At 70.9% G+C, this 18,079-nt stretch carries 13 protein-coding genes and 3 pseudogenes; 12 read left to right on the top strand and 4 right to left on the bottom strand.

Annotated features, from left to right (window positions below; genetic code table 11):
- Positions 1 to 7: 7 nt before the first annotated feature.
- The 4 genes and pseudogenes from MMR14E_RS23190 to MMR14E_RS23175 form a co-directional block, all read left to right on the top strand.
- Positions 8 to 1,279 (top strand): annotated as a pseudogene (locus MMR14E_RS23190) (DNA polymerase III subunit gamma/tau); the annotation flags it as partial.
- A 125-nt stretch (positions 1,280 to 1,404) separates the two neighbouring features.
- Positions 1,405 to 2,310, top strand: a pseudogene (locus tag MMR14E_RS23185) (vWA domain-containing protein); the annotation flags it as partial.
- Between the two features lie 64 nt (positions 2,311 to 2,374).
- Positions 2,375 to 2,857 (top strand): annotated as a pseudogene (locus MMR14E_RS23180) (DNA polymerase III subunit gamma/tau); the annotation flags it as partial.
- A gap of 62 nt (positions 2,858 to 2,919) precedes the next feature.
- The gene (locus MMR14E_RS23175; RefSeq protein ID WP_331318624.1) at positions 2,920 to 3,243 is read left to right on the top strand and encodes a YbaB/EbfC family nucleoid-associated protein; all 324 of its coding nucleotides are present in this window, start codon (positions 2,920 to 2,922) and stop codon (positions 3,241 to 3,243) included.
- A 151-nt stretch (positions 3,244 to 3,394) separates the two neighbouring features.
- Here the strand turns inward: MMR14E_RS23175 and MMR14E_RS23170 are convergent, their stop codons facing one another.
- Complete coding sequence (locus MMR14E_RS23170) at positions 3,395 to 5,014, bottom strand: phosphoenolpyruvate carboxykinase (protein WP_331317539.1); 1,620 nt, start codon at positions 5,012 to 5,014, stop codon at positions 3,395 to 3,397.
- A gap of 415 nt (positions 5,015 to 5,429) precedes the next feature.
- Here MMR14E_RS23170 and recR point away from each other — a divergent pair, with 415 nt between their 5' ends.
- From recR to truA, 4 genes are all read left to right on the top strand, one after another.
- A complete protein-coding gene (recR, locus tag MMR14E_RS23165; protein ID WP_331317537.1) occupies positions 5,430 to 6,035 on the top strand; it encodes a recombination mediator RecR in 606 nt (201 codons plus the stop codon).
- Between the two features lie 104 nt (positions 6,036 to 6,139).
- Positions 6,140 to 6,655, top strand: a complete 516-nt coding sequence (gene def, locus MMR14E_RS23160) for a peptide deformylase (protein WP_331317535.1) — start codon at positions 6,140 to 6,142, stop codon at positions 6,653 to 6,655.
- Positions 6,656 to 6,662: 7 nt separating this feature from the next.
- Positions 6,663 to 7,592, top strand: a complete 930-nt coding sequence (gene fmt, locus MMR14E_RS23155; protein WP_331317533.1) for a methionyl-tRNA formyltransferase — start codon at positions 6,663 to 6,665, stop codon at positions 7,590 to 7,592.
- Entirely contained in the window at positions 7,592 to 8,353 is a 762-nt protein-coding gene (truA, locus tag MMR14E_RS23150) for a tRNA pseudouridine(38-40) synthase TruA (protein ID WP_331317532.1), read from the top strand. Before fmt ends, truA begins: the two co-directional genes overlap by 1 nt.
- Here the strand turns inward: truA and dapE are convergent.
- From dapE to MMR14E_RS23135, 3 genes are all read right to left on the bottom strand, one after another.
- A complete protein-coding gene (gene dapE, locus MMR14E_RS23145) occupies positions 8,335 to 9,513 on the bottom strand; it encodes a succinyl-diaminopimelate desuccinylase (RefSeq protein ID WP_331317531.1) in 1,179 nt (392 codons plus the stop codon). The two genes, truA and dapE, sit on opposite strands and share 19 nt — an antisense overlap.
- A gap of 80 nt (positions 9,514 to 9,593) precedes the next feature.
- Positions 9,594 to 11,939 carry an amylo-alpha-1,6-glucosidase gene (locus tag MMR14E_RS23140; RefSeq protein WP_331317529.1) on the bottom strand — a complete coding sequence of 782 codons (2,346 nt, stop codon included), beginning with the start codon at positions 11,937 to 11,939 and terminating at the stop codon, positions 9,594 to 9,596.
- Positions 11,940 to 12,087: 148 nt separating this feature from the next.
- Complete coding sequence (locus tag MMR14E_RS23135; protein WP_331317527.1) at positions 12,088 to 13,218, bottom strand: glycosyltransferase family 4 protein; 1,131 nt, start codon at positions 13,216 to 13,218, stop codon at positions 12,088 to 12,090.
- A 466-nt stretch (positions 13,219 to 13,684) separates the two neighbouring features.
- Between MMR14E_RS23135 and rpmI the strand changes: the two genes are divergently transcribed.
- From rpmI to pheT, 4 genes are all read left to right on the top strand, one after another.
- Entirely contained in the window at positions 13,685 to 13,888 is a 204-nt protein-coding gene (gene rpmI / locus MMR14E_RS23130) for a 50S ribosomal protein L35 (protein WP_007561407.1), read from the top strand.
- A gap of 51 nt (positions 13,889 to 13,939) precedes the next feature.
- Positions 13,940 to 14,317: a 50S ribosomal protein L20 gene (rplT, locus tag MMR14E_RS23125; RefSeq protein WP_010682315.1), complete on the top strand. Its 378-nt coding sequence runs from the start codon at positions 13,940 to 13,942 to the stop codon at positions 14,315 to 14,317.
- Between the two features lie 156 nt (positions 14,318 to 14,473).
- Positions 14,474 to 15,556: a phenylalanine--tRNA ligase subunit alpha gene (gene pheS, locus MMR14E_RS23120; protein WP_331317524.1), complete on the top strand. Its 1,083-nt coding sequence runs from the start codon at positions 14,474 to 14,476 to the stop codon at positions 15,554 to 15,556.
- Between the two features lie 98 nt (positions 15,557 to 15,654).
- The gene (pheT, locus tag MMR14E_RS23115) at positions 15,655 to 18,075 is read left to right on the top strand and encodes a phenylalanine--tRNA ligase subunit beta (protein WP_331317523.1); all 2,421 of its coding nucleotides are present in this window, start codon (positions 15,655 to 15,657) and stop codon (positions 18,073 to 18,075) included.
- Positions 18,076 to 18,079: the final 4 nt, after the last annotated feature.

The following is an 18,079-nucleotide window of genomic DNA, read 5'->3' as shown; positions in this document are numbered from 1 at the left end:
ACACGGCATGGACGCTACGACCGGCACGCCTGACGACGAGCCGGGCCTGCCCGGGTTTCCAGCGCCCCCCGCCGCGGCGACGCCGTACCGGGTGCTCGCGCGCAAGTACCGCCCCACCAATTTCGGCGACCTGATCGGCCAGGACGCGATGGTGCGGACCCTCGCGAACGGGTTCGCGGCCAACCGCATCCCGCAGGCCTGGATGCTCACCGGCGTCCGCGGGGTCGGCAAGACCACCACGGCCCGGATCCTGGCCCGCGGCCTCAACTACGCCCGCGCCGGCCAGCCGGACACCGGCCCGACCGTGTCGATGCCGGAACTCGGCCTCCACTGCGCGGCGATCATGGAATCCCGGCACATGGACGTGCTGGAGATGGACGCCGCCTCGCATACCGGCATCGACGACGTCCGGGCGATCATCGATGGCATCCGCTACGGGCCGGTCTCGGCGCGCTACAAGGTCTACATCGTCGACGAGGTCCACATGCTCTCCGAGAAGGCGTTCAACGCCTTCCTGAAGACGCTGGAGGAGCCGCCGCCGCACGCGAAGTTCGTGTTCGCCACCACGGAGATCCGCAAGGTCCCGGTGACGATCCTGTCGCGCTGCCAGCGGTTCGACCTGCGCCGTGTCGAGGCGCCGACCCTGCACGCCCATCTCGCGAAGGTCTGCGCCGCCGAAGGCGTCACCGTCGAGGACGAGGCACTCGGCGCGATCGTGCGAGCCGCGGAGGGGTCGGTTCGCGACGCGCTCTCGCTGCTCGACCAGGCGATCGCCCACGGCGCCGGGACGATCACCGCGCAGAGCGTGCGCGACATGCTGGGCCTAGCCGATCGCGCCCGCATCCTCGACCTGTTCGAGGCGGTGATGCGCGGGTCGGTCCCGGCCGCCTTCGCGGAATTGCGGGCCCAGTACGATTCCGGCGCGGACCCGTCTGTGGTGCTCTCGGATCTCGCGGCCTTCACGCATCTCGTCACCCGGCTCAAGGTGGTGCCGGAGGCGGCCGCGGACCCGACGCTCAGCGAGACCGAGCGCGTCCGCGGGGCCGCGTTCGCCGAGAAGCTCACGATCCGCGCCCTGTCGCGGGCGTGGCAGATCCTGCTCAAGGCGATTCCGGAGGTTCAGGCGGCGCCCCGGCCGCTGGCGGCGGCCGAGATGGCGATCGTGCGTCTCGCCTACGCGGCCGATCTGCCGACACCCGACGAGGCCCTGCGCCAGCTGCGGGCGGAGGCGGCCGCCGCGCCCGCGGACGAACCGCCGTCCCTGTCGGCCCGGCCGCCGCTGNCCAGGCGTTGCGCATCAGACCGACGCCGAGGACCGGCGGCGCGTCCTGCCGGGTGAGGCGCTTCCACTCCTCCCGGAAGGTACCGAGCCGGCGCAGCTTCACGTCGGGGAGGAGCGCGAGGGTCACGGTGCGCAGGGCCGTGCCGGCGGTCGCCGCCGCCCCGGCCGATCCCGTCTCGGCCTGGCTCGGCCGGGCGCTGACGCTCGCCGGCGTCCTGGCCGTCGCCGGCCTGATCGTGGCCCTGGCGGGCCCCTACCGGACGGGCGCGCGGATCGAGCGCCTCGGCATCGGCGCGCAGGTCTCGCTGCTGATCGACCGCTCGGGCAGCATGAACGAGACCTTCGCGGGCCGGCAGCCCTCCGGCGCCGAGGAATCGAAGGCCGCGGCCTCCCGGCGCCTGCTGGCCGATTTCGTCGGCGCCCGGGCGCACGACCTGTTCGCCGTGACGGCCTTCTCCACCGCGCCGATGCTGGTCATGCCGATGACCGACCGCCACGACGCCGTGCGGGCGGCGATCGCCGCCATCGACCGGCCCGGCCTCGACTATACCAATATCGGCCGCGGTCTCGGCATGGCCCTGTCGCAGTTCGGAATCGATGTCGGCGCCTCGCGGGTGCTCCTGCTGGTCTCCGACGGCGCCGCGGTGATCGACCCGCGCATCCAGGACCAGCTGCGCGCCGCGGTCGCGCGGATCCGGCCGAACCTGTACTGGCTGTTCCTGCGCACCAAAGGATCGCCCGGCATCGCTGACCGGCCGGCCGGCGAGGACACGCCCCAGGCCGCGCCGGAGCGCCACCTCGACCTGTTCTTCAGGAGCCTCGGCGTGCCCTACCGCGCCTTCGAGGCCGAGGGCGCCGCGGCGGTGGCCGCCGCCATCCGGCAGATCGAGGCCCTGGAGCGGGACCCGATCCCCTACGTCGAGGAGCGCCCGCGCCGGGACCTGACCGGGCTCGCCGCCGCGCTCGCCGCCCTGGGCCTCGCGCTGCTCGTCCTGGCCAAGCTCGCGGAGGCGGACCTCGCGGAGGCGGACCTCGCGGGGNGTCGCCGTGAACGCGCCCGCGCCCGTCGCCATGAGCGCGCCCGTCGGTGCGCCGGCGCCGAGACCGGCGCCGGTGGCACCACCGACACCGCGCCTCGGACGGTACGAGGACCTGATCGCGCTGGCCGACGCCAACCGGGACATCCTGCTGCGGACCGCTCTGGAGCGCGACGTCCATCTGGTGCGCTTCGAGGAAGGCCGGATCGAGTTCCGCCTCGCCTCCGGCGGCCGGGCGAGCCTCGCCAACGACATCGCCGCCGCCATCGAGCGCTGGACCGGGCGGCGCTGGGTGGTGGCCCTGTCGAAGGACGAGGGCGCCCCGACCCTCGACGCGGCCGCCCGCGCCGCCACCGAGACCCGCCGGGAGAACGCCGCCGCGGATCCCTTCGTGCGGGAGGTGCTGACGCGCTTCCCCGGGGCCGAGATCGTCGACGTGCGCGAGACCGTCTCCGAGGCCCTGCCCTCCGCCGAGCAGGAGATCCTCGGGGAAGGCGATGCCGCGCGGGTCGGCGAGGTCGAGGACGACGACGCCTGACGCGCGGTGGCGCACGGGCCGCGCGATACCCAGATCAGACGAGGAAACGGAAAGAGAGCCGCATGCGCGACCTGATGGGCATCATGAAGCAGGCTCAGGCCATGCAGGAGAAGATGGCCAACCTGCAGTCCGAGATGGACGCGATCGAGGTGACCGGCGCGTCCGGCGGCGGCTCGGTCCGGGTCACCATGTCCGCCAAGGGTCAGATGAAGGGCGTCAGCATCGACCCGTCCCTGATGGTGGCGGACGAGCGCGAGATCCTGGAGGACCTGATCGTGGCGGCCTGCAACGACGCCCGCGGCAAGGCGGAAGCGACCATGCAGGAGCGCATGGCCGAGCTGACCAAGGGCCTGCCCCTGCCGCCGGGCATGAAGCTGCCGTTCTAGGAATCCGCTCGGACGAGACGTCCGAACCGTCCTCGCGAGCGGTGCGAAGCAACCCAGGGCAGCGCGACGCTCGCAAGCGTGGCGCAACTGGATTGCTTCGCTCCGCTCGCAAAGACGACTGGGGCGGCCCCGCGGGCCGCCCGCTCTCGGTTTACGCCGCGATCGCCTGAGCGGTCGGCCCGGCGGCGCGCACGTCGGCGTCGACATGGTCCTCGAACCGCTTGAAGTTGTCGTCGAACATCTTCACGAGCCGCGCCGCCGTCTCGACGAAGGCACCCTTGTTGGCCCAGGTCTTGACCGGGGTCAGGATGTGCGGCTCGACGCCCGGAACCGAGACCGGCACGGCGAAGCCGAAATACGGGTCGCGGCGGAACTCCGCCTGCGCCAGCGAGCCGTCGAGGGCGGCGCTCAGCAGGCGGCGCGTCACGCGGATCGGCATGCGCCGGCCGGTGCCGACACCGCCGCCGGTCCAGCCCGTGTTGACCAGCCAGCAATCCACGCTGTGCTTGGCGATGAGGTCGCGCAGCAGGTTGCCGTAGGTGCTCGGATGCCGCGGCATGAACGGCGCGCCGAAACAGGTCGAGAAGGTCGCCTCCGGTCCGGTCAGGCCGCGCTCCGTTCCGGCCACCTTGGCGGTGTAGCCCGAGAGGAAGTGGTACATCGCCTCGGCGCCGGTGAGCTTGGCGATCGGCGGCATCACCCCGAAGGCGTCGCAGGTCAGCATCACGATGTTCTTGGGATGCCCGGCCCGCCCGGTGGCGCTCGCGTTGGCGATGAAGTCCAGCGGGTAGGCGCAGCGGGTGTTCTCGGTGAGCGACGCGTCGTCGAAGTCCGGCGCGCGGGTGACCGGATCGATGATCACGTTCTCCATCACCGTGCCGAAGCGCTCGGTGGTGGCGTAGATCTCCGGCTCGGCGTTGCGCGAGAGGCGGATGGTCTTGGCGTAGCAGCCCCCCTCGAAGTTGAAGATCCCGGAATTCGACCAGCCGTGCTCGTCGTCGCCGAGCAGCTGGCGGGAGCTGTCGTTCGACAGTGTCGTCTTGCCGGTGCCCGAGAGGCCGAAGAAGATCGCCGATCCGCCCTCGGCGTCCAGCGCCGCGTTGGCCGAGCAGTGCATCGGCATCACGCCCTGTCCGGGCAGGATGTAGTTCAGGTAGGTGAAGACCGACTTCTTCATCTCGCCCGCGTAGGCGGAGCCGCCGATCAGCACGAGCTTCTTCGAGAAGTCGATGGCGATCACGGTCTTCGACCGGCAGCCGTGCCGGGCGGGGTCCGCCTGGAAGCTCGGCAGATCGATGATCGTCATGTCCGGCACGTAGGACGCGATCTCGGATCGGTCCGGCCGGATCAGCAGGTTGCGGATGAACAGCGAATGCCACGCGAACTCGGTGAACACCCGCGCGTTGACCCGGTAGGCCGGATCGGCGCCGCCGTAGAGGTCCTGGGCGAACAGCTCCTTGCCCTCGGCGTGCTTCAAGAAGTCCTGGCGCAGGGTCTCGAACTGCTCGGGCGTGATGGCGCCGTTGTTGTCCCACCAGACCTCGTTCTCGGTGCCGGCATCGCGGACCACGAACTTGTCCTTGGGCGAGCGACCGGTATGGCTGCCGGTGGTGGCGACGAGGGCGCCGCCGCGGGCGAGCTGCGCCTCCTTGCGGGACAGAGCCTCCTCGTAGAGGCGCGGCGCCTCGAAATTCCAGTGGACGGCCTTGAGGTCGCGGAAGCCTGCCGCCTCGGCGCCGTGGGCCGCGTTGTGATCACCGATATTGGTCAAGATCGTATCTCCCGGGCCCCTGTTCGACCGTCGACGCGACTGAGCCGGACGGCAACGCCGTCCGGGTTTGCCCGGGAGACGTCCGTGCGGTCGTACAGGACCGCCGCACGCAGGATCTCCGTTCCCGGCAGCTTTCCGTCCCACTCACGAGTAGGCGGCGAAGCTTCGCTGTCATAATGGGCCCCGCCAGGAGCCCGCAACATGTACAAACAGGTTAGACCACAGTCGTGGACTCAGGAACCCGGGTCTGTAAGCAGTTGCATCCGCCGCGCAGCATAATGCCACCGGTGAAGCGGCTTCAGAATACCCATATACCACATACGCGGGTGCTCGCCCGCGCACGGACCCTTGCGCGGCGCCCGGCGCCGTCTATGCCCGTCCGGGTCCGCAATCCCTTCCTCGTCCCAGAGGTACGATGCCCCAAGCCGTCGCCGGCCCCGAGATCGAGCGCCTGATCCAGCTCCTCGCCCGCATGCCGGGCCTCGGACCGCGCTCGGCGCGGCGCGCCGCCCTGCAGCTCATCAAGAAGCGCGACACGCTGCTCGGGCCCCTGGCCGACGCGATGCGCGTGGCGGCCGACCGCATCATCGTGTGCACGAGCTGCGGAAACGTCGACACCTCGGACCCGTGCACGATCTGCCGCGACGCCGAGCGCGACCCGACGACGCTCGTGGTGGTGGAAGACGTGTCCGACCTCTGGGCCCTGGAACGCTCCGGAGCCGTCAAGGCGCGCTACCACGTGCTCGGCGGCGTCCTGTCGGCGCTCGACGGCGTGCGCCCGGAGCACCTGAACCTCGCGAGCTTGGTGGAGCGCGTGGCACGGCCCGAGGTCAGCGAGGTCATCCTGGCGCTCAACGCCACCGTCGACGGCCAGACCACCGCCCACTACGTCACCGAGTCGATCCGGCACTGCGACGTGAAGGTCACGCGCCTCGCCCACGGCGTGCCGGTCGGCGGCGAGCTCGACTACCTCGACGAGGGCACGCTCTCGGCGGCGATCCGCAGCCGGACGGCATTCTGAGGGTCGGCGACAGGCAGCGAACCGGTATTTGACCGGTCCTCGGCCGCATCCTATGCGACAGTGAGCCCGGACCCGTCCCGGCGCCTTCCCTGCCGGTTCCCGCCATGACCATCCGCCCGCTTGTCATCCTCCCCGATCCCGTCCTGCGCCTGGGCTCCGAGCCGGTCGGGCCGATCACCGCCGAGATCCGGACCCTCGTCGCCGACATGTTCGAGACGATGTACGACGCACCCGGCGTCGGGCTGGCGGCGATCCAGATCGGCGTCGCCAAGCGCGTCGTGACGATCGACACATCCAAGGAGGAAGGCGTCCGCGACGCGCGGGTCTTCATCAATCCCGAGATCGTCTGGTCGTCGGAGGAGAAGCGCGTCTACGACGAGGGCTGCCTGTCGATCCCGGACTACTATGCCGAGGTCGAGCGGCCGGACCGGGTGCGCGTGAAGTTCCGCGACCTCGACGGCACGGAGCGGGAGATCGAGGCCGACGGCCTGCTCTCGACCTGCATCCAGCACGAGATCGACCATCTCAACGGCGTGCTGTTCATCGACCACCTGTCGAAGTTGAAGCGCGACCGGGTGATCAAGAAGTTCACCAAGGCGGCCAAGCGCGACGCGGCCTGATCCGGCCATGCGCGTCGTCTTCATGGGCACGCCGGACTTCGCGGTGCCGACGCTGGCGCGGCTCGCGCGGGACGGGCACGAGATCGCGGCGGTCTACACCCGCGCTCCCGCGAAGGCCGGCCGCGGCATGAGCCTGCGCCCCTCCCCGGTCCACGCGCTCGCCGACGCGCTCGGCGTGCCGGTCCTGACGCCGTCGACGCTCCGCACACCGGAGGCCGCCGAGACTTTCGCGGCGCACCGGGCCGACGTCGCCGTGGTGGTCGCCTACGGGATGCTGCTGCCGCAGGCGATCCTCGACGCGCCGAAGCACGGTTGCCTCAACCTGCACGGATCCCTGCTGCCGCGCTGGCGCGGCGCGGCGCCGATCCAGCGCGCCGTGATGGCGGGCGACGCCGAGAGCGGCGTCGGCGTCATGCGGATGGAGGCGGGCCTCGACACCGGTCCCGTGGCGCTCGAGGCCCGGCTGTCGATCGCCCCGGGCATGACCGCGGGCGCCCTTCACGACGCGCTCATGCCGCTCGGCGCCGACCTGATGGCGCGCGCCCTCGCGGCGCTCGCGGCGGGCACGCTGACCTTCGCGCCGCAGCCGGAGGACGGCGTCGTCTACGCCCACAAGATCACCAACGACGAGGCCCGGATCGACTGGTCGCGGCCGGCGGCTGAGGTCGCCAATCGGATCAACGGGCTGTCGCCGTTCCCCGGCGCCTTCTTCGAGGTCGATCTCGGCAAGGGGCCGGAGCGCGTGAAGGTGCTCCGCGCCGCTCCGGCAGAGGGTTCGGGCGCGCCGGGGACGCTGCGCGATTCCGACGGTACGGTCGCCTGCGGCAGCGGTGCCGTACGCCTCTTGGAGCTGCGCCGCGCCGGGAAGGGCGGAAGCGCGAGCGGGGCCGAGTTCGTCCGCGGCGCGCGGCTGGCGCCCGGCGCCCGCCTCGGCTGATGCCCCGCTACAAGCTCGTCATCGAGTACGACGGCGGTCCGTTCTGTGGCTGGCAGCGGCAGGCGGACGATCCCACGGTCCAGGGCGCGATCGAGGCGGCGGTCACGCGCTTCTCGGGCGAGGACGCCCGGCTCACCTGCGCGGGCCGGACCGATGCCGGCGTGCACGCGATCCATCAGGTCGCCCATCTCGACCTCGCCAAGGACTGGCGGACCGACACGGTGCGGGACGCCCTGAACGCCCATCTGCGGCCGCAGCCGGTGGCGATCCTGTCCGCCGAGATCGTGCCGGAGAGCTTCGACGCCCGCCACTCGGCGATCCGCCGGCACTACCGCTACCGCATCCTCAACCGGCGCAGCCCCGCCGCGCTGACGCGGGCCCATGTCTGGCAGGTGCCGTGGCTCCTCGACGCGGACCTGATGCACGAAGCCGCCCAGCGCCTCGTCGGCCGCCACGACTTCTCGGCCTTCCGGGCCGCCGAGTGCCAGGCGAACAGCCCGATCCGCACGCTGGAGCAGCTCGACGTGGCCCGCGCGCCGATGGCGCTCCACGACGAGATCGTGGTCGCGACGTCGGCGCGCTCGTTCCTGCACCATCAGGTCCGGGCTATGGTCGGCACGCTGATGCTCGCCGGCAGCCGCCGCCTCTCGGCAGATGACGTCGCCGAGATCCTCGCCTCGGGCGACAAGCGCCGGTGCGGGCCGCTGGCCCCGGCCGCCGGGCTGACCTTCGTGGGCGTCGACTACGATCTGGGGAAGTAGGCGTCGAGCACGCGCCCGTAGATCGCCGTCAGCCGCTCCAGGTCGGCGACCGCCACGCACTCGTCGGTCTGGTGCATGGTCTCGCCGACGAGGCCGAACTCGATCACCGGGCAGGCATCCTTGATGAAGCGGGCATCCGACGTGCCGCCCGTCGTGGAGAGCGTCGGGGTGAGGCCGGTCTCGGCCCGGATCGCCTCCGCGACGAGCGTCACGAAGGCGTCCGGCCGCGTCAGGAAAGCCGGCGCGTTCGAGGGCTGCAGGTCGAGGCTGAAGCGCACCGCATTCCCGGCCGCCTGCTCCAGACGCCGGCGGATCTCGGCGCCGAGGCTCTCGGCCGTCCAGTCGTCGTTGAAGCGGATGTTGAAGGTCGCCCGCGCGGTCGCCGGGATCACGTTGGTGGCCGGATTGCCGACGTCGATCGTGGTGAATTCGAGGTTCGAGGCGTCGAAATGCGCCGTCCCGCGATCCAGCGGCTCGGCGACCAGCGCCGAGGCGAGGCGCAGCAGGCCCGGGATCGGATTCTCGGCCTTGTGCGGGTAGGCGACGTGGCCCTGGCGGCCGAGCACGGTGAGTTTGCCGGTCAGCGACCCGCGCCGGCCGATCTTGATCATCTCGCCGAGCCGGCCCGGATTGGTCGGCTCCCCGAGGACGCAGTGGTCGAACCGCTCCCCCCGGCGCCGCGCCCAGTCGAGGAGTTTCACGGTGCCGTTGACCGCCGGACCCTCCTCGTCGCCGGTGATCAGGAACGCGATGGAGCCGCCGAATTCGGCCCCGCGCCGGTCGAGGAAGGCGAGCGTCGCCGCCAGCATGCAGGCGACGCCACCCTTCATGTCGGCGGCGCCGCGGCCGTACAGCATGCCGTCGGCCACGGTGCCCGCGAAGGGATCGTGCCGCCACGCACCCTCGCCTTCCGGCACCACGTCGGTGTGGCCGGCGAAGACGAGGCACGGACCGCCCTGCCCGACGCGGGCGTAGAGGTTCGGCGTGTCGGGGTAGCCGGGATCCGAGAAGACCGGCCGCTCGACCGCGAAGCCGGCCGGCCGGAGCGTGTCGGCGACCACGTCGAGGGCGCCCCGATCCTCCGGCGTCACGGACGGGCACCGGATCAGGTCCTGCGCGAGGCGCAGGGCCGCGTCGGGGGCGTGGTGGTCAGCCGGCATGGATCCGTCCTCGGCGGCGCGACGGGCCGCGCGGCCCGCTTAACCCGAAGCGGGCAGCCCCGGAACTCCCGTCCCGGGTCCTACTTGGTGACGACCACCTGCACGTCGCCGTGGCGGCGCTGCACCGAGACGGTGACGTCGTCGTCGTAGCGCTGGAACCGGATGTCCAGGCGCGAGCCGCCGAGCTTGACGTTGTAGAGGGTCACCCCGTCGAGGAAGCCCGGCAGGATCGGGTTCTTGAGCCGGACGCGGTTGCGCTCGTGGTCGAGTTCGAGGCCGAGGCAAGCTGCCAGGAACGCGAACGGCGCCGCCGCCGCCCAGGCCTGCGGGCTGCAGGCGACCGGGTACGAGACCGGGCCGCGCTGCTTGCGGCGCATGAAGCCGCAGAACAGCTCCGGCAGCCGCTTCTGGTCCTGGTAGAGCGAGGTGTCGAACATCCCCTGGAAGATGCGCGCGGCCTCGTGCTTGCGGTCGTAGCGCGCCAGACCCATCGCGATCAGCGCGTTGTCGTGGGGCCAGATCGAGCCGTTATGGTAGGACATCGGGTTGTAGCGCGCCTCGCCCTTGGCGATCGTGCGCACACCCCAGCCGTTGAAGCCGTCCTTGCACAGAAGCGTCTCGGCGACCCGCGCCGCCCGCTCCGGCTTGGCGATGCCGGTGAACAGGGCGTGCCCGGCATTGGAGGAGCGCACCGCGCACTGCTTCTTCGCGCCGTCGAGGGCCAGCGCGTAAGTGCCGATCTCCTCGTTCCAGAACGCCGCGTCGAATCGCTCGCGCAGGCTCGCTGCCTCCTGGGTGAGGCGCTCGGCCATGGGATCGTGCCCGAGGAGCGCCGCGAGCTTCGCCATGCCGTTCTTGGCCGCGTAGACGTAGCCCTGCACCTCGCAGAGGGCGATCGGACCCTTGGCCAGGTGGCCGTCGGCGTGGAAGATCGAGTCGTGGCTGTCCTTCCAGCCTTGGTTCTCGAGACCCTTGTCGGTGTCGCGGGCGTACTCGACGAAGCCGTCGCCGTCGCGATCGCCGTAGCGGTCCATCCACTCGAGGGCGAGTTCGAGGGCCGGCCAGATCGCCCGCACGGTCTCGAGATCGCCCGTGACCGCGTAGTACTCCCAGGCCAGCATCACGAAGAGCGGCGTGCCGTCGATGGTGCCGTAATAGTGCCGGAACGGCACCTCGCCGAGCATCGCCATCTCGCCGCGGCGGGTCTCGTGCAGGACCTTGCCGGGCTGCGCGTCGGCGGCCGGGTCGACCGCCTTGGCCTGGGTCGAGGCGAGGTAGCGCAGCACGCCGCGGGCGAATTTCGGGTCGATCCAGAGCGCCATCATCGCCGTGATGATGCCGTCGCGCCCGAATACCGTGGAGTACCAGGGAATGCCGGCGAAGGGGTAGATGCCCTCCGGGGTGCGGCTCGCGAGCATGTAGAGGTCGGCCGTGGCCCGGCACAGGCCCTCGTTGAACTGATCGTTCGACGAGATGATCGTGGTGATGCCCGCCGTCAGCGCCCGCAGGTCGCGCCGCGAATCGCGGTAGGCACGGGCGAAGATCGTGCCCTCGCCGAGGTCTTTCGGCTCGCGCCGCGCGCCGCCGGCATTGGCCGCGAGCGTGAGCCGGGCGGCGGCATCCTCGCCGACCATCGTGTCCGTCGGGGGCTTGGTGAAGGCCCGATGCGCCTCGAAGGTCACGCGGATGAACAGCGAGGTCCGGCCACCAGGGGGGAGCGACACGTCGAACACCACCTTGCCGGGCTCGATCGAATCGGGCTTCGGACCGAAATGCAGCGACGTCGTCCGGACGATCTCGTCCAGGCCGACGTAGCGGAACTGCACCTCGCGGTCGCTCGCCACCAGGACGCCGCGTTTGCCGCGCTCCTTCCGGTCGGTCCCGCGCACCTCGAACAGGTCGCGGAAATCCGCGTCGAAGGTGACGGCGATGCGCAGGCGGCGGTGCTTCGAGTCGAAGGAGCGCAGGCCGATCCGGTCGTAGCAGGCGCCGCGGAACAGGAACTTGGTGCGCTCGATCGCGACCGTCTCGCGCGGGATCGAGGTCTCGTCGTGGGCGTCGATGCGGATGTCCGGCGTCGTCATGTCGACGCTGAGCGCGCCGTTGTCGTCCTGCATCACCGAGGAGAGCATCAGCGGGCGCTGGCCCTCCACCGTCACCTCCAGGCGGGAGAGGTAGCGCGTGTCCTGGAAGTAGAGCCCCTCCGGGCCGGGCTGGACGCCAATATCGCCGTAGGAATCGAGGACGCCGAAGGCCTCGCCGAACTTCAGTGAGCGCAGCGGCCGCTCGACGAGGGAGGTCTGCGCCTCGATGTGGTAGGGCGGAAGGACGTCGTCCGCGTCCTGGAACCCGTGCGCCACGCTTCCGACGCTCGCCGCGGTCCGGGCCTTCGCATCGTGGGCCGCTGCCGTGTTGTCCGCCGCCATGCAGGGCATCTCCGGGTGCAAGTGAGAGGTGCGAATCGAGAGGGCTGCCGCATCCGTTCGATGCAGCAGCCCTTGTTCACCCTACGGATGAGTCGCCTTTAAGACGCTAGGCCGAGCCGGACCCGCCTCGCAAGCCCGGTGCCGGATTTCAGGCCGGCATGGCAGCGACGGGGATCGCCGGACGCGCCGAGCCGTTGACCTCGCCGTACTGCGGCTTGAACCCGGACTTCGGCAGCTTGATCACGTCGGCGCCGCGGGCGAGCAGGTCCTCGTAGGCGGCGACGTACTTCTTCACCATGCACTCGGCGGTGAAGGCGCTCTCGAAGTGACGGCGCACGCCGGCGCGGCTCATGGTCTTGACCTTGGCGACCGCCGCCACGGCGTCGTCCATGTTCTCGCACAGCACGCCGCCGACGCCGTCCTTGATCACCTCCGGGACGGAGCCGTTGCGGAACGCGATCACCGGGGTTCCGGCCGACATCGCCTCGATCATCACGAGGCCGAAGGGCTCCGGCCAGTCGATCGGGAAGGCGAGCGCCAGGGCGTTGCCGAGGAAGTCCTTCTTCTGCTCCTCGTTGATCTCGCCGATGTACTCGATCAGCGGGTGATGGATCATCGGCTCGATGACCTCGTCCCAGTAATCCTGGTCGGCCTTGTCGACCTTCGCGGCGATCTTGAGGGGCGTGCCGGAGCGGATCGCCATCTCGATCGCGCGGTCGGGCCGCTTCTCGGGCGAGATGCGGCCGAGAAAGGCGAGGTAGCCGCCCTTGGCGTCCGGGTAGTACGGGCAGTTCTCGGCCGGCAGGCCGTGATGGATCGTCGCCAGCCAGTTGGAGGTCGGCGGCATGGGCAGGCGCTGGTTGTCGGAGATCGAGACCAGCGGCATGCCCGTGAAGGTGCGGTAGACCGGCATGAAGTCCGGCACGTCGAGGCGACCGTGCATCGTGGTGATGCACTTGTGGTTCAGGTCCTCGAACATCGGGTACTGCAGCAGGTCGATGTGGAAGTGCAGGATGTCGAACTCGTGCGCGCGGCGGTGCACCTGATGCAGCATCGCCAGGTGGCTGGCCGTGTGATCCCGGTACCCGAGCAGGCGAAGGCCCTCGGGCGTGCAGGCCGCGAGCTTGGCAGTCGTCTCGGAGTCGCCGCTCGCGAACAGCGTGACTTCGTGGCCCTGGCGGACCAGTTCCTCTGTAATCCAGCTGACGACGCGCTCGGTGCCGCCGTAGAACTTCGGAGGGACGGCCTCCGACAACGGAGCGATCTGGGCAATGCGCACGGAGTGTCTCCTGGTTGGCCGAATTTGACGGGGGGTCTAACCCTGCCGGCCTGAGCGGGACATGAATGAAACCGACGGCCAAGGTTATGGTTCCTGGCGCTCCCGCTGTCCCGCACCGTTTTGTGCGGCGCGGCAGCCGTCCCCGAATTCCTCCGAATCAGCACGGGCGAGACGGCCGTTGCGGCGCCGTTTCCGGCTCGCCCGCACCGACGTCGCGCGCGGAAGCCCCGTCCTCGGGCTCGATACGCCGAAGCCCGCCGGGGCGTTCCGTCGGATCTCGATCTCGTGCTCAGGCCGGCGGACGTTGCCGCCGCGTCAGCTTTCTGTCATAAGCCGCCCCGCGTCGAACCGCCCGGCCGATAGGGCTGCCGTGGCGGCTCGTGCTGCTCCACCAGAAGCATCAGCGCGCGAACCTCATCCGATCCCCCGGGTCGGGCAGAGATCCTTTCGCGCAACGGAGAGCCAAATGCCCAAGTTGAAGACGAAATCGGGCGCGAAGAAGCGCTTCAAGATCACCGGCACCGGCAAGGTGATGTACGCCCAGGCCGGCAAGCGCCACGGGATGATCAAGCGGACGACCAAGCAGATCCGCAACCTGCGCGGCACCACGACCCTGTTCGAGGGCGATGCCGCCAACGTGAAGAAGTACTTCCTGCCGAACGCGCGGTAAGTCCTTCGACACCCGTTGCCACTGTCTTTCGTCGAATCCAGGAGATAACCGATGGCCCGCGTCAAGCGCGGCGTGACCAGTCACGCGAAGCACAAGAAGGTTCTGAAGGCCGCCAAGGGCTATTACGGCCGGCGCAAGAACACGATCCGCATCGCCAAGCAGGCGGTGGAGAAGGGTCTGCAGTACGCCTACCGCGACCGCAAGAACAAGAAGCGCACGTTCCGCGCCCTCTGGATCCAGCGCCTCAACGCGGCCGTCCGCGAGCACGGCCTGACCTACTCGCGCTTCATCGACGGCCTGGCGAAGTCCGGCATCGTGGTTGACCGCAAGGCGCTGTCCGAGCTCGCGATCCACGAGCCGGCGAGCTTCGCCGCCGTCGTCGAGAAGGCGAAGGCCGCGCTGCCGCAGAACACCGCCAAGGCCGCCTGATCCAGGCCTGAGGCGAGACGGACGGAAGGCGCGGTTCCCCAGGGAGCCGCGCCTTCGTCGTTTACGAGGTCCCGCGCCCCGCGCTTGCGCCCGGGCGCACAACGCGCGAGAGCACGGCCCGACGGCCGACTCCGCCAACCCTGCTCGAAGACAGCGATGACCGATCTCGACACCCTGGAACGCGACCTCCTGGCCCAGGTGGGCGCGGCCGCCGACGAGGCGGCCCTCGACGCGGTCCGCGTCGCCTCGCTCGGCAAGAAGGGCAGCGTCTCGGACCTCCTGAAGACCCTCGGCGCGATGACGCCGGACGAGCGCAAGGAGCGCGGGCCCCTGATCAACGGCCTGCGCGACCGGGTCCAGGGCGCCGTCACCGCGCGCAAGACCGAACTCGCCGAGGCCGCCCTGGAGGCCCGCCTCGCCTCCGAGCGGGTCGACGTGACCCTGCCGGTCCGCGAGGCCCCCGAGGTGCGCGGCCGGATCCACCCGATCTCCCAGGTCATCGACGAGATCACCGCGATCTTCGCCGACATGGGCTTCGCGGTCGCCGAGGGTCCGGACATCGAGACGGACGAGCTGAACTTCACGGCGCTCAACTTCCCGCCCGGCCACCCGGCCCGCGAGATGCACGACACCTTCTTCCTGGCCCCGGACCGCGACGGGCAGCGCAAGGTGCTGCGCACCCACACCTCGCCGGTGCAGGTGCGGACCATGCGGGCGCAGACGCCGCCGATCCGCGTGATCATCCCGGGCCGGACCTACCGGCACGATTCCGACCAGACCCACACGCCGATGTTCCACCAGGTCGAGGGGCTGGTGATCGACACCAGCGCCAACATCGCCAACCTGAAATGGGTGCTGGAGGAGTTCTGCAAGGCATTCTTCGAGGTGGAGGGCGTGAAGATGCGCTTCCGCCCGTCCTTCTTCCCGTTCACCGAGCCCTCCGCGGAGGTCGACATCCAGTGCTCGCGCAAGGGCGGCGAGATCCGCTTCGGCGAGGGCGACGACTGGCTGGAGATCCTGGGCTGCGGGATGGTGCACCCGAACGTGCTGCGCAATTGCGGGCTCGACCCGGACGCCGTGCAGGGCTTCGCCTTCGGCGTCGGCATCGACCGCATCGCCATGCTGAAATACGGCATGCCGGACCTGCGCCCGTTCTTCGAGGCCGACGTCCGCTGGCTCGACCATTACGGCTTCCGCCCGCTCTACGTGCCGAGCCTCGTGGGCGGCCTCACCGGCTGAGCCGCCCCGGCCCCGCCGCGGCCCTCCGGCCCCGGTGAGGGCGCCGCGATCCTGTTCCTCCGACGGTCGAGCCGGTACCGGGCTCTCGAAGGTCCATCATGAAATTCACCCTCTCCTGGCTCAAGGACCACCTCGACACCGAGGCCTCCCTCGACACCGTCGCCGAGACGCTCACGCGGATCGGCCTGGAGGTGGAGGGCGTCGAGGACAAGGCCGCCGCGCTCAAGCCCTACGTGATCGCCCGGATCCTGACGGCCGAGCAGCATCCGAACGCCGACCGGCTCCGGGTCTGCACCGTCGACACCGGCGCGGGCGCCCCCGTGCAGGTGGTCTGCGGCGCTCCGAACGCCCGGGCCGACCTCGTCTCGGTCTTCGCGCCGCCCGGCACCTTCGTCCCCGGCAAGAACATCACCCTGTCGGTGGGCACGATCCGCGGCGTCGAGAGCCACGGCATGCTGTGCTCGGGCGCCGAGCTCGGCCTCGGCGACGACCATGACGGCATCCTGGAACTCCCGACCGACGCGCCGGTCGGCCAGGCCTACGCCCTCTATGCCGGACTCGACGATCCGGTCATCGAGATCAACCTGACGCCGAACCGGCCGGACTGCACCTCGGTCCACGGCATCGCCCGCGACCTCGCGGCCGCCGGCCTCGGCACGCTCAAGGGCGAGGCGCTGCCGAACGTGCGTGGCGAGGGTCCCTGCCCGGTCGAGGTCGCGTTGGACCTCGCGCCGGCCGACCGGCACTTGGCCCCGCTCTTCGCTCTGCGGTTGGTGCGCGGCGTCAGGAACGGCCCGTCGCCGGCCTGGATGCAGGCCCGACTGCGCGCCATCGGCCTGCGCCCGATCAACAGCCTCGTCGACATCACCAACTACGTCACGTTCGACCGCGGGCGGCCATTGCACGTCTTCGACGCCGCCAAGGTCGCCGGCACGCTGACCGTGCGACGGGCGCGGGCGGGCGAGAGCCTGCGCGCCCTCGATGGCCGGACCCACACGCTGGCCGACGACACCGTGGTGATCGCCGACGCGAACGGCGTCGAATCGATCGCCGGCATCATGGGCGGCGAGGCGTCTGGCTGCGACGCGGGCACGACGGACGTGCTGATCGAGTCGGCCCTGTGGGACCCGGCCAACATCGCCCAGTCGGGCCGCCGCCTCGGCCTCATCACCGACGCGCGCTACCGCTTCGAGCGGGGCGTCGATCCGGCCTTCACGCTCCCGGGCCTCGACCTCGCGACGCGGCTCGTGGTCGACCTCTGCGGCGGTACGCCGACCGAGGCGCGGATCGCCGGCGAAGCGCCCGAAACCGCGCGCAGCATCGACTTCCCCTGGACCGAGGTCCGCCGCCTCGCCGGCCTGGACGTGCCGCGCGCCGAGATGCAGCAGATCCTGGAGACGCTGGGCTTCCACGTCACCGGCTCCGGGGACCGGGTGACGGTGCTGCCGCCGTCCTGGCGGCCCGACGTCGAGGGCAAGGCCGACCTCGTGGAGGAAGTCGTCCGCATCGCCGGTCTCGACCGGATCGTGGCCGAGCCGCTGCCGCCGCTCGCCGGGATCGGCCGCCCGCTGCTCACCGTGATGCAGAAGCGGACCCGCATGGCCAAGCGCGCCCTCGCGAGCCGCGGCCTCATGGAGGCGGTCACGTGGTCGTTCGTGCCGCACGACGACGCCGTCCTGTTCGGCGGCGGCGGGGCCGAACTCGTGCTGGCCAACCCGATCGCCTCGGAGCTGTCCGACATGCGGCCGAGCCTCGTGCCGGGCCTCCTGCGCGCGGCGCAGCGCAACGCCGACCGCGGCCATCCGGACTCCGCCCTGTTCGAGGTCGGCCAGTGCTTCGCCTCCGACGTGCCGGAGGGCCAGACCGTCCGCGCGGCTGCGGTCCGCCGCGGCGGCGCGACCCTGGCCGGCGCCGGGCGGCACTGGGACGGCAAAACCGCGACCGTCGACGCGTTCGACGCCAAGGCCGACGCCATCGCGTTGCTCGGCAGCCTCGGCGTGCCGACGGGCGGCCTCCAGATCGCGGCGGGCGGCCCGTCCTGGCTCCATCCCGGCCGCTCGGGCACGCTGCGCTTCGGCCCGAAGACGGAGATCGGCTGGTTCGGGGAGGTGCATCCGCGGACGCTGCAGGCGCTCGACCTGAAGGGAACGCTCGTGGCGTTCGAGATCGTCCTCGACGCCCTGCCCCTGCCCAAGCTCAAGCCGACCAAGGCCAAGCCCGCCCTGGCGCTGTCGGAATTCCAGCCGCTGTCGCGGGACTTCGCCTTCGTGGTCGGCCGCGACGTGCCGGCGGGCGACATCGTCAAGGCCGCCCAGAACGCCGAGCGCAAGCTGGTGACGGGCGTCGACGTGTTCGACCTCTACGAGGGGCCGGGCGTGCCGGACGGCGCGAAGTCGGTGGCGATCGCGGTGCGTCTCCAGCCCGTCGAGCGGACCCTGACCGACGCGGAGATCGAGGCGGTGAGCGCCAGGATCGTCGCCGAGGTCACCCGCAAGACGGGCGCGACCCTCCGGGCCTGAGGAA

Source organism: Methylobacterium mesophilicum (assembly GCF_036441335.1).
In the GTDB taxonomy this organism is placed as follows: Bacteria; Pseudomonadota; Alphaproteobacteria; order Rhizobiales; family Beijerinckiaceae; genus Methylobacterium; species Methylobacterium mesophilicum_B.
Note: the sequence above shows the minus strand (reverse complement) of the source record. Positions and strands in the feature narration are given on the sequence as shown.

What these genes read in the sequence shown, in the direction of transcription:
- MMR14E_RS23175 (WP_331318624.1), top strand. Translation starts at nt 2,920, where the DNA reads ATGCGCGACCTGATGGGCATCATGAAGCAGGCTCAGGCCATGCAGGAG.
- recR (WP_331317537.1), top strand. Translation starts at nt 5,430, where the DNA reads ATGCCCCAAGCCGTCGCCGGCCCCGAGATCGAGCGCCTGATCCAGCTC.
- def (WP_331317535.1), top strand. Translation starts at nt 6,140, where the DNA reads ATGACCATCCGCCCGCTTGTCATCCTCCCCGATCCCGTCCTGCGCCTG.
- fmt (WP_331317533.1), top strand. Translation starts at nt 6,663, where the DNA reads ATGCGCGTCGTCTTCATGGGCACGCCGGACTTCGCGGTGCCGACGCTG.
- truA (WP_331317532.1), top strand. Translation starts at nt 7,592, where the DNA reads ATGCCCCGCTACAAGCTCGTCATCGAGTACGACGGCGGTCCGTTCTGT.
- dapE (WP_331317531.1), bottom strand. Translation starts at nt 9,513, where the DNA reads ATGCCGGCTGACCACCACGCCCCCGACGCGGCCCTGCGCCTCGCGCAG.
- MMR14E_RS23140 (WP_331317529.1), bottom strand. Translation starts at nt 11,939, where the DNA reads ATGGCGGCGGACAACACGGCAGCGGCCCACGATGCGAAGGCCCGGACC.
- rpmI (WP_007561407.1), top strand. Translation starts at nt 13,685, where the DNA reads ATGCCCAAGTTGAAGACGAAATCGGGCGCGAAGAAGCGCTTCAAGATC.
- rplT (WP_010682315.1), top strand. Translation starts at nt 13,940, where the DNA reads ATGGCCCGCGTCAAGCGCGGCGTGACCAGTCACGCGAAGCACAAGAAG.
- pheS (WP_331317524.1), top strand. Translation starts at nt 14,474, where the DNA reads ATGACCGATCTCGACACCCTGGAACGCGACCTCCTGGCCCAGGTGGGC.
- pheT (WP_331317523.1), top strand. Translation starts at nt 15,655, where the DNA reads ATGAAATTCACCCTCTCCTGGCTCAAGGACCACCTCGACACCGAGGCC.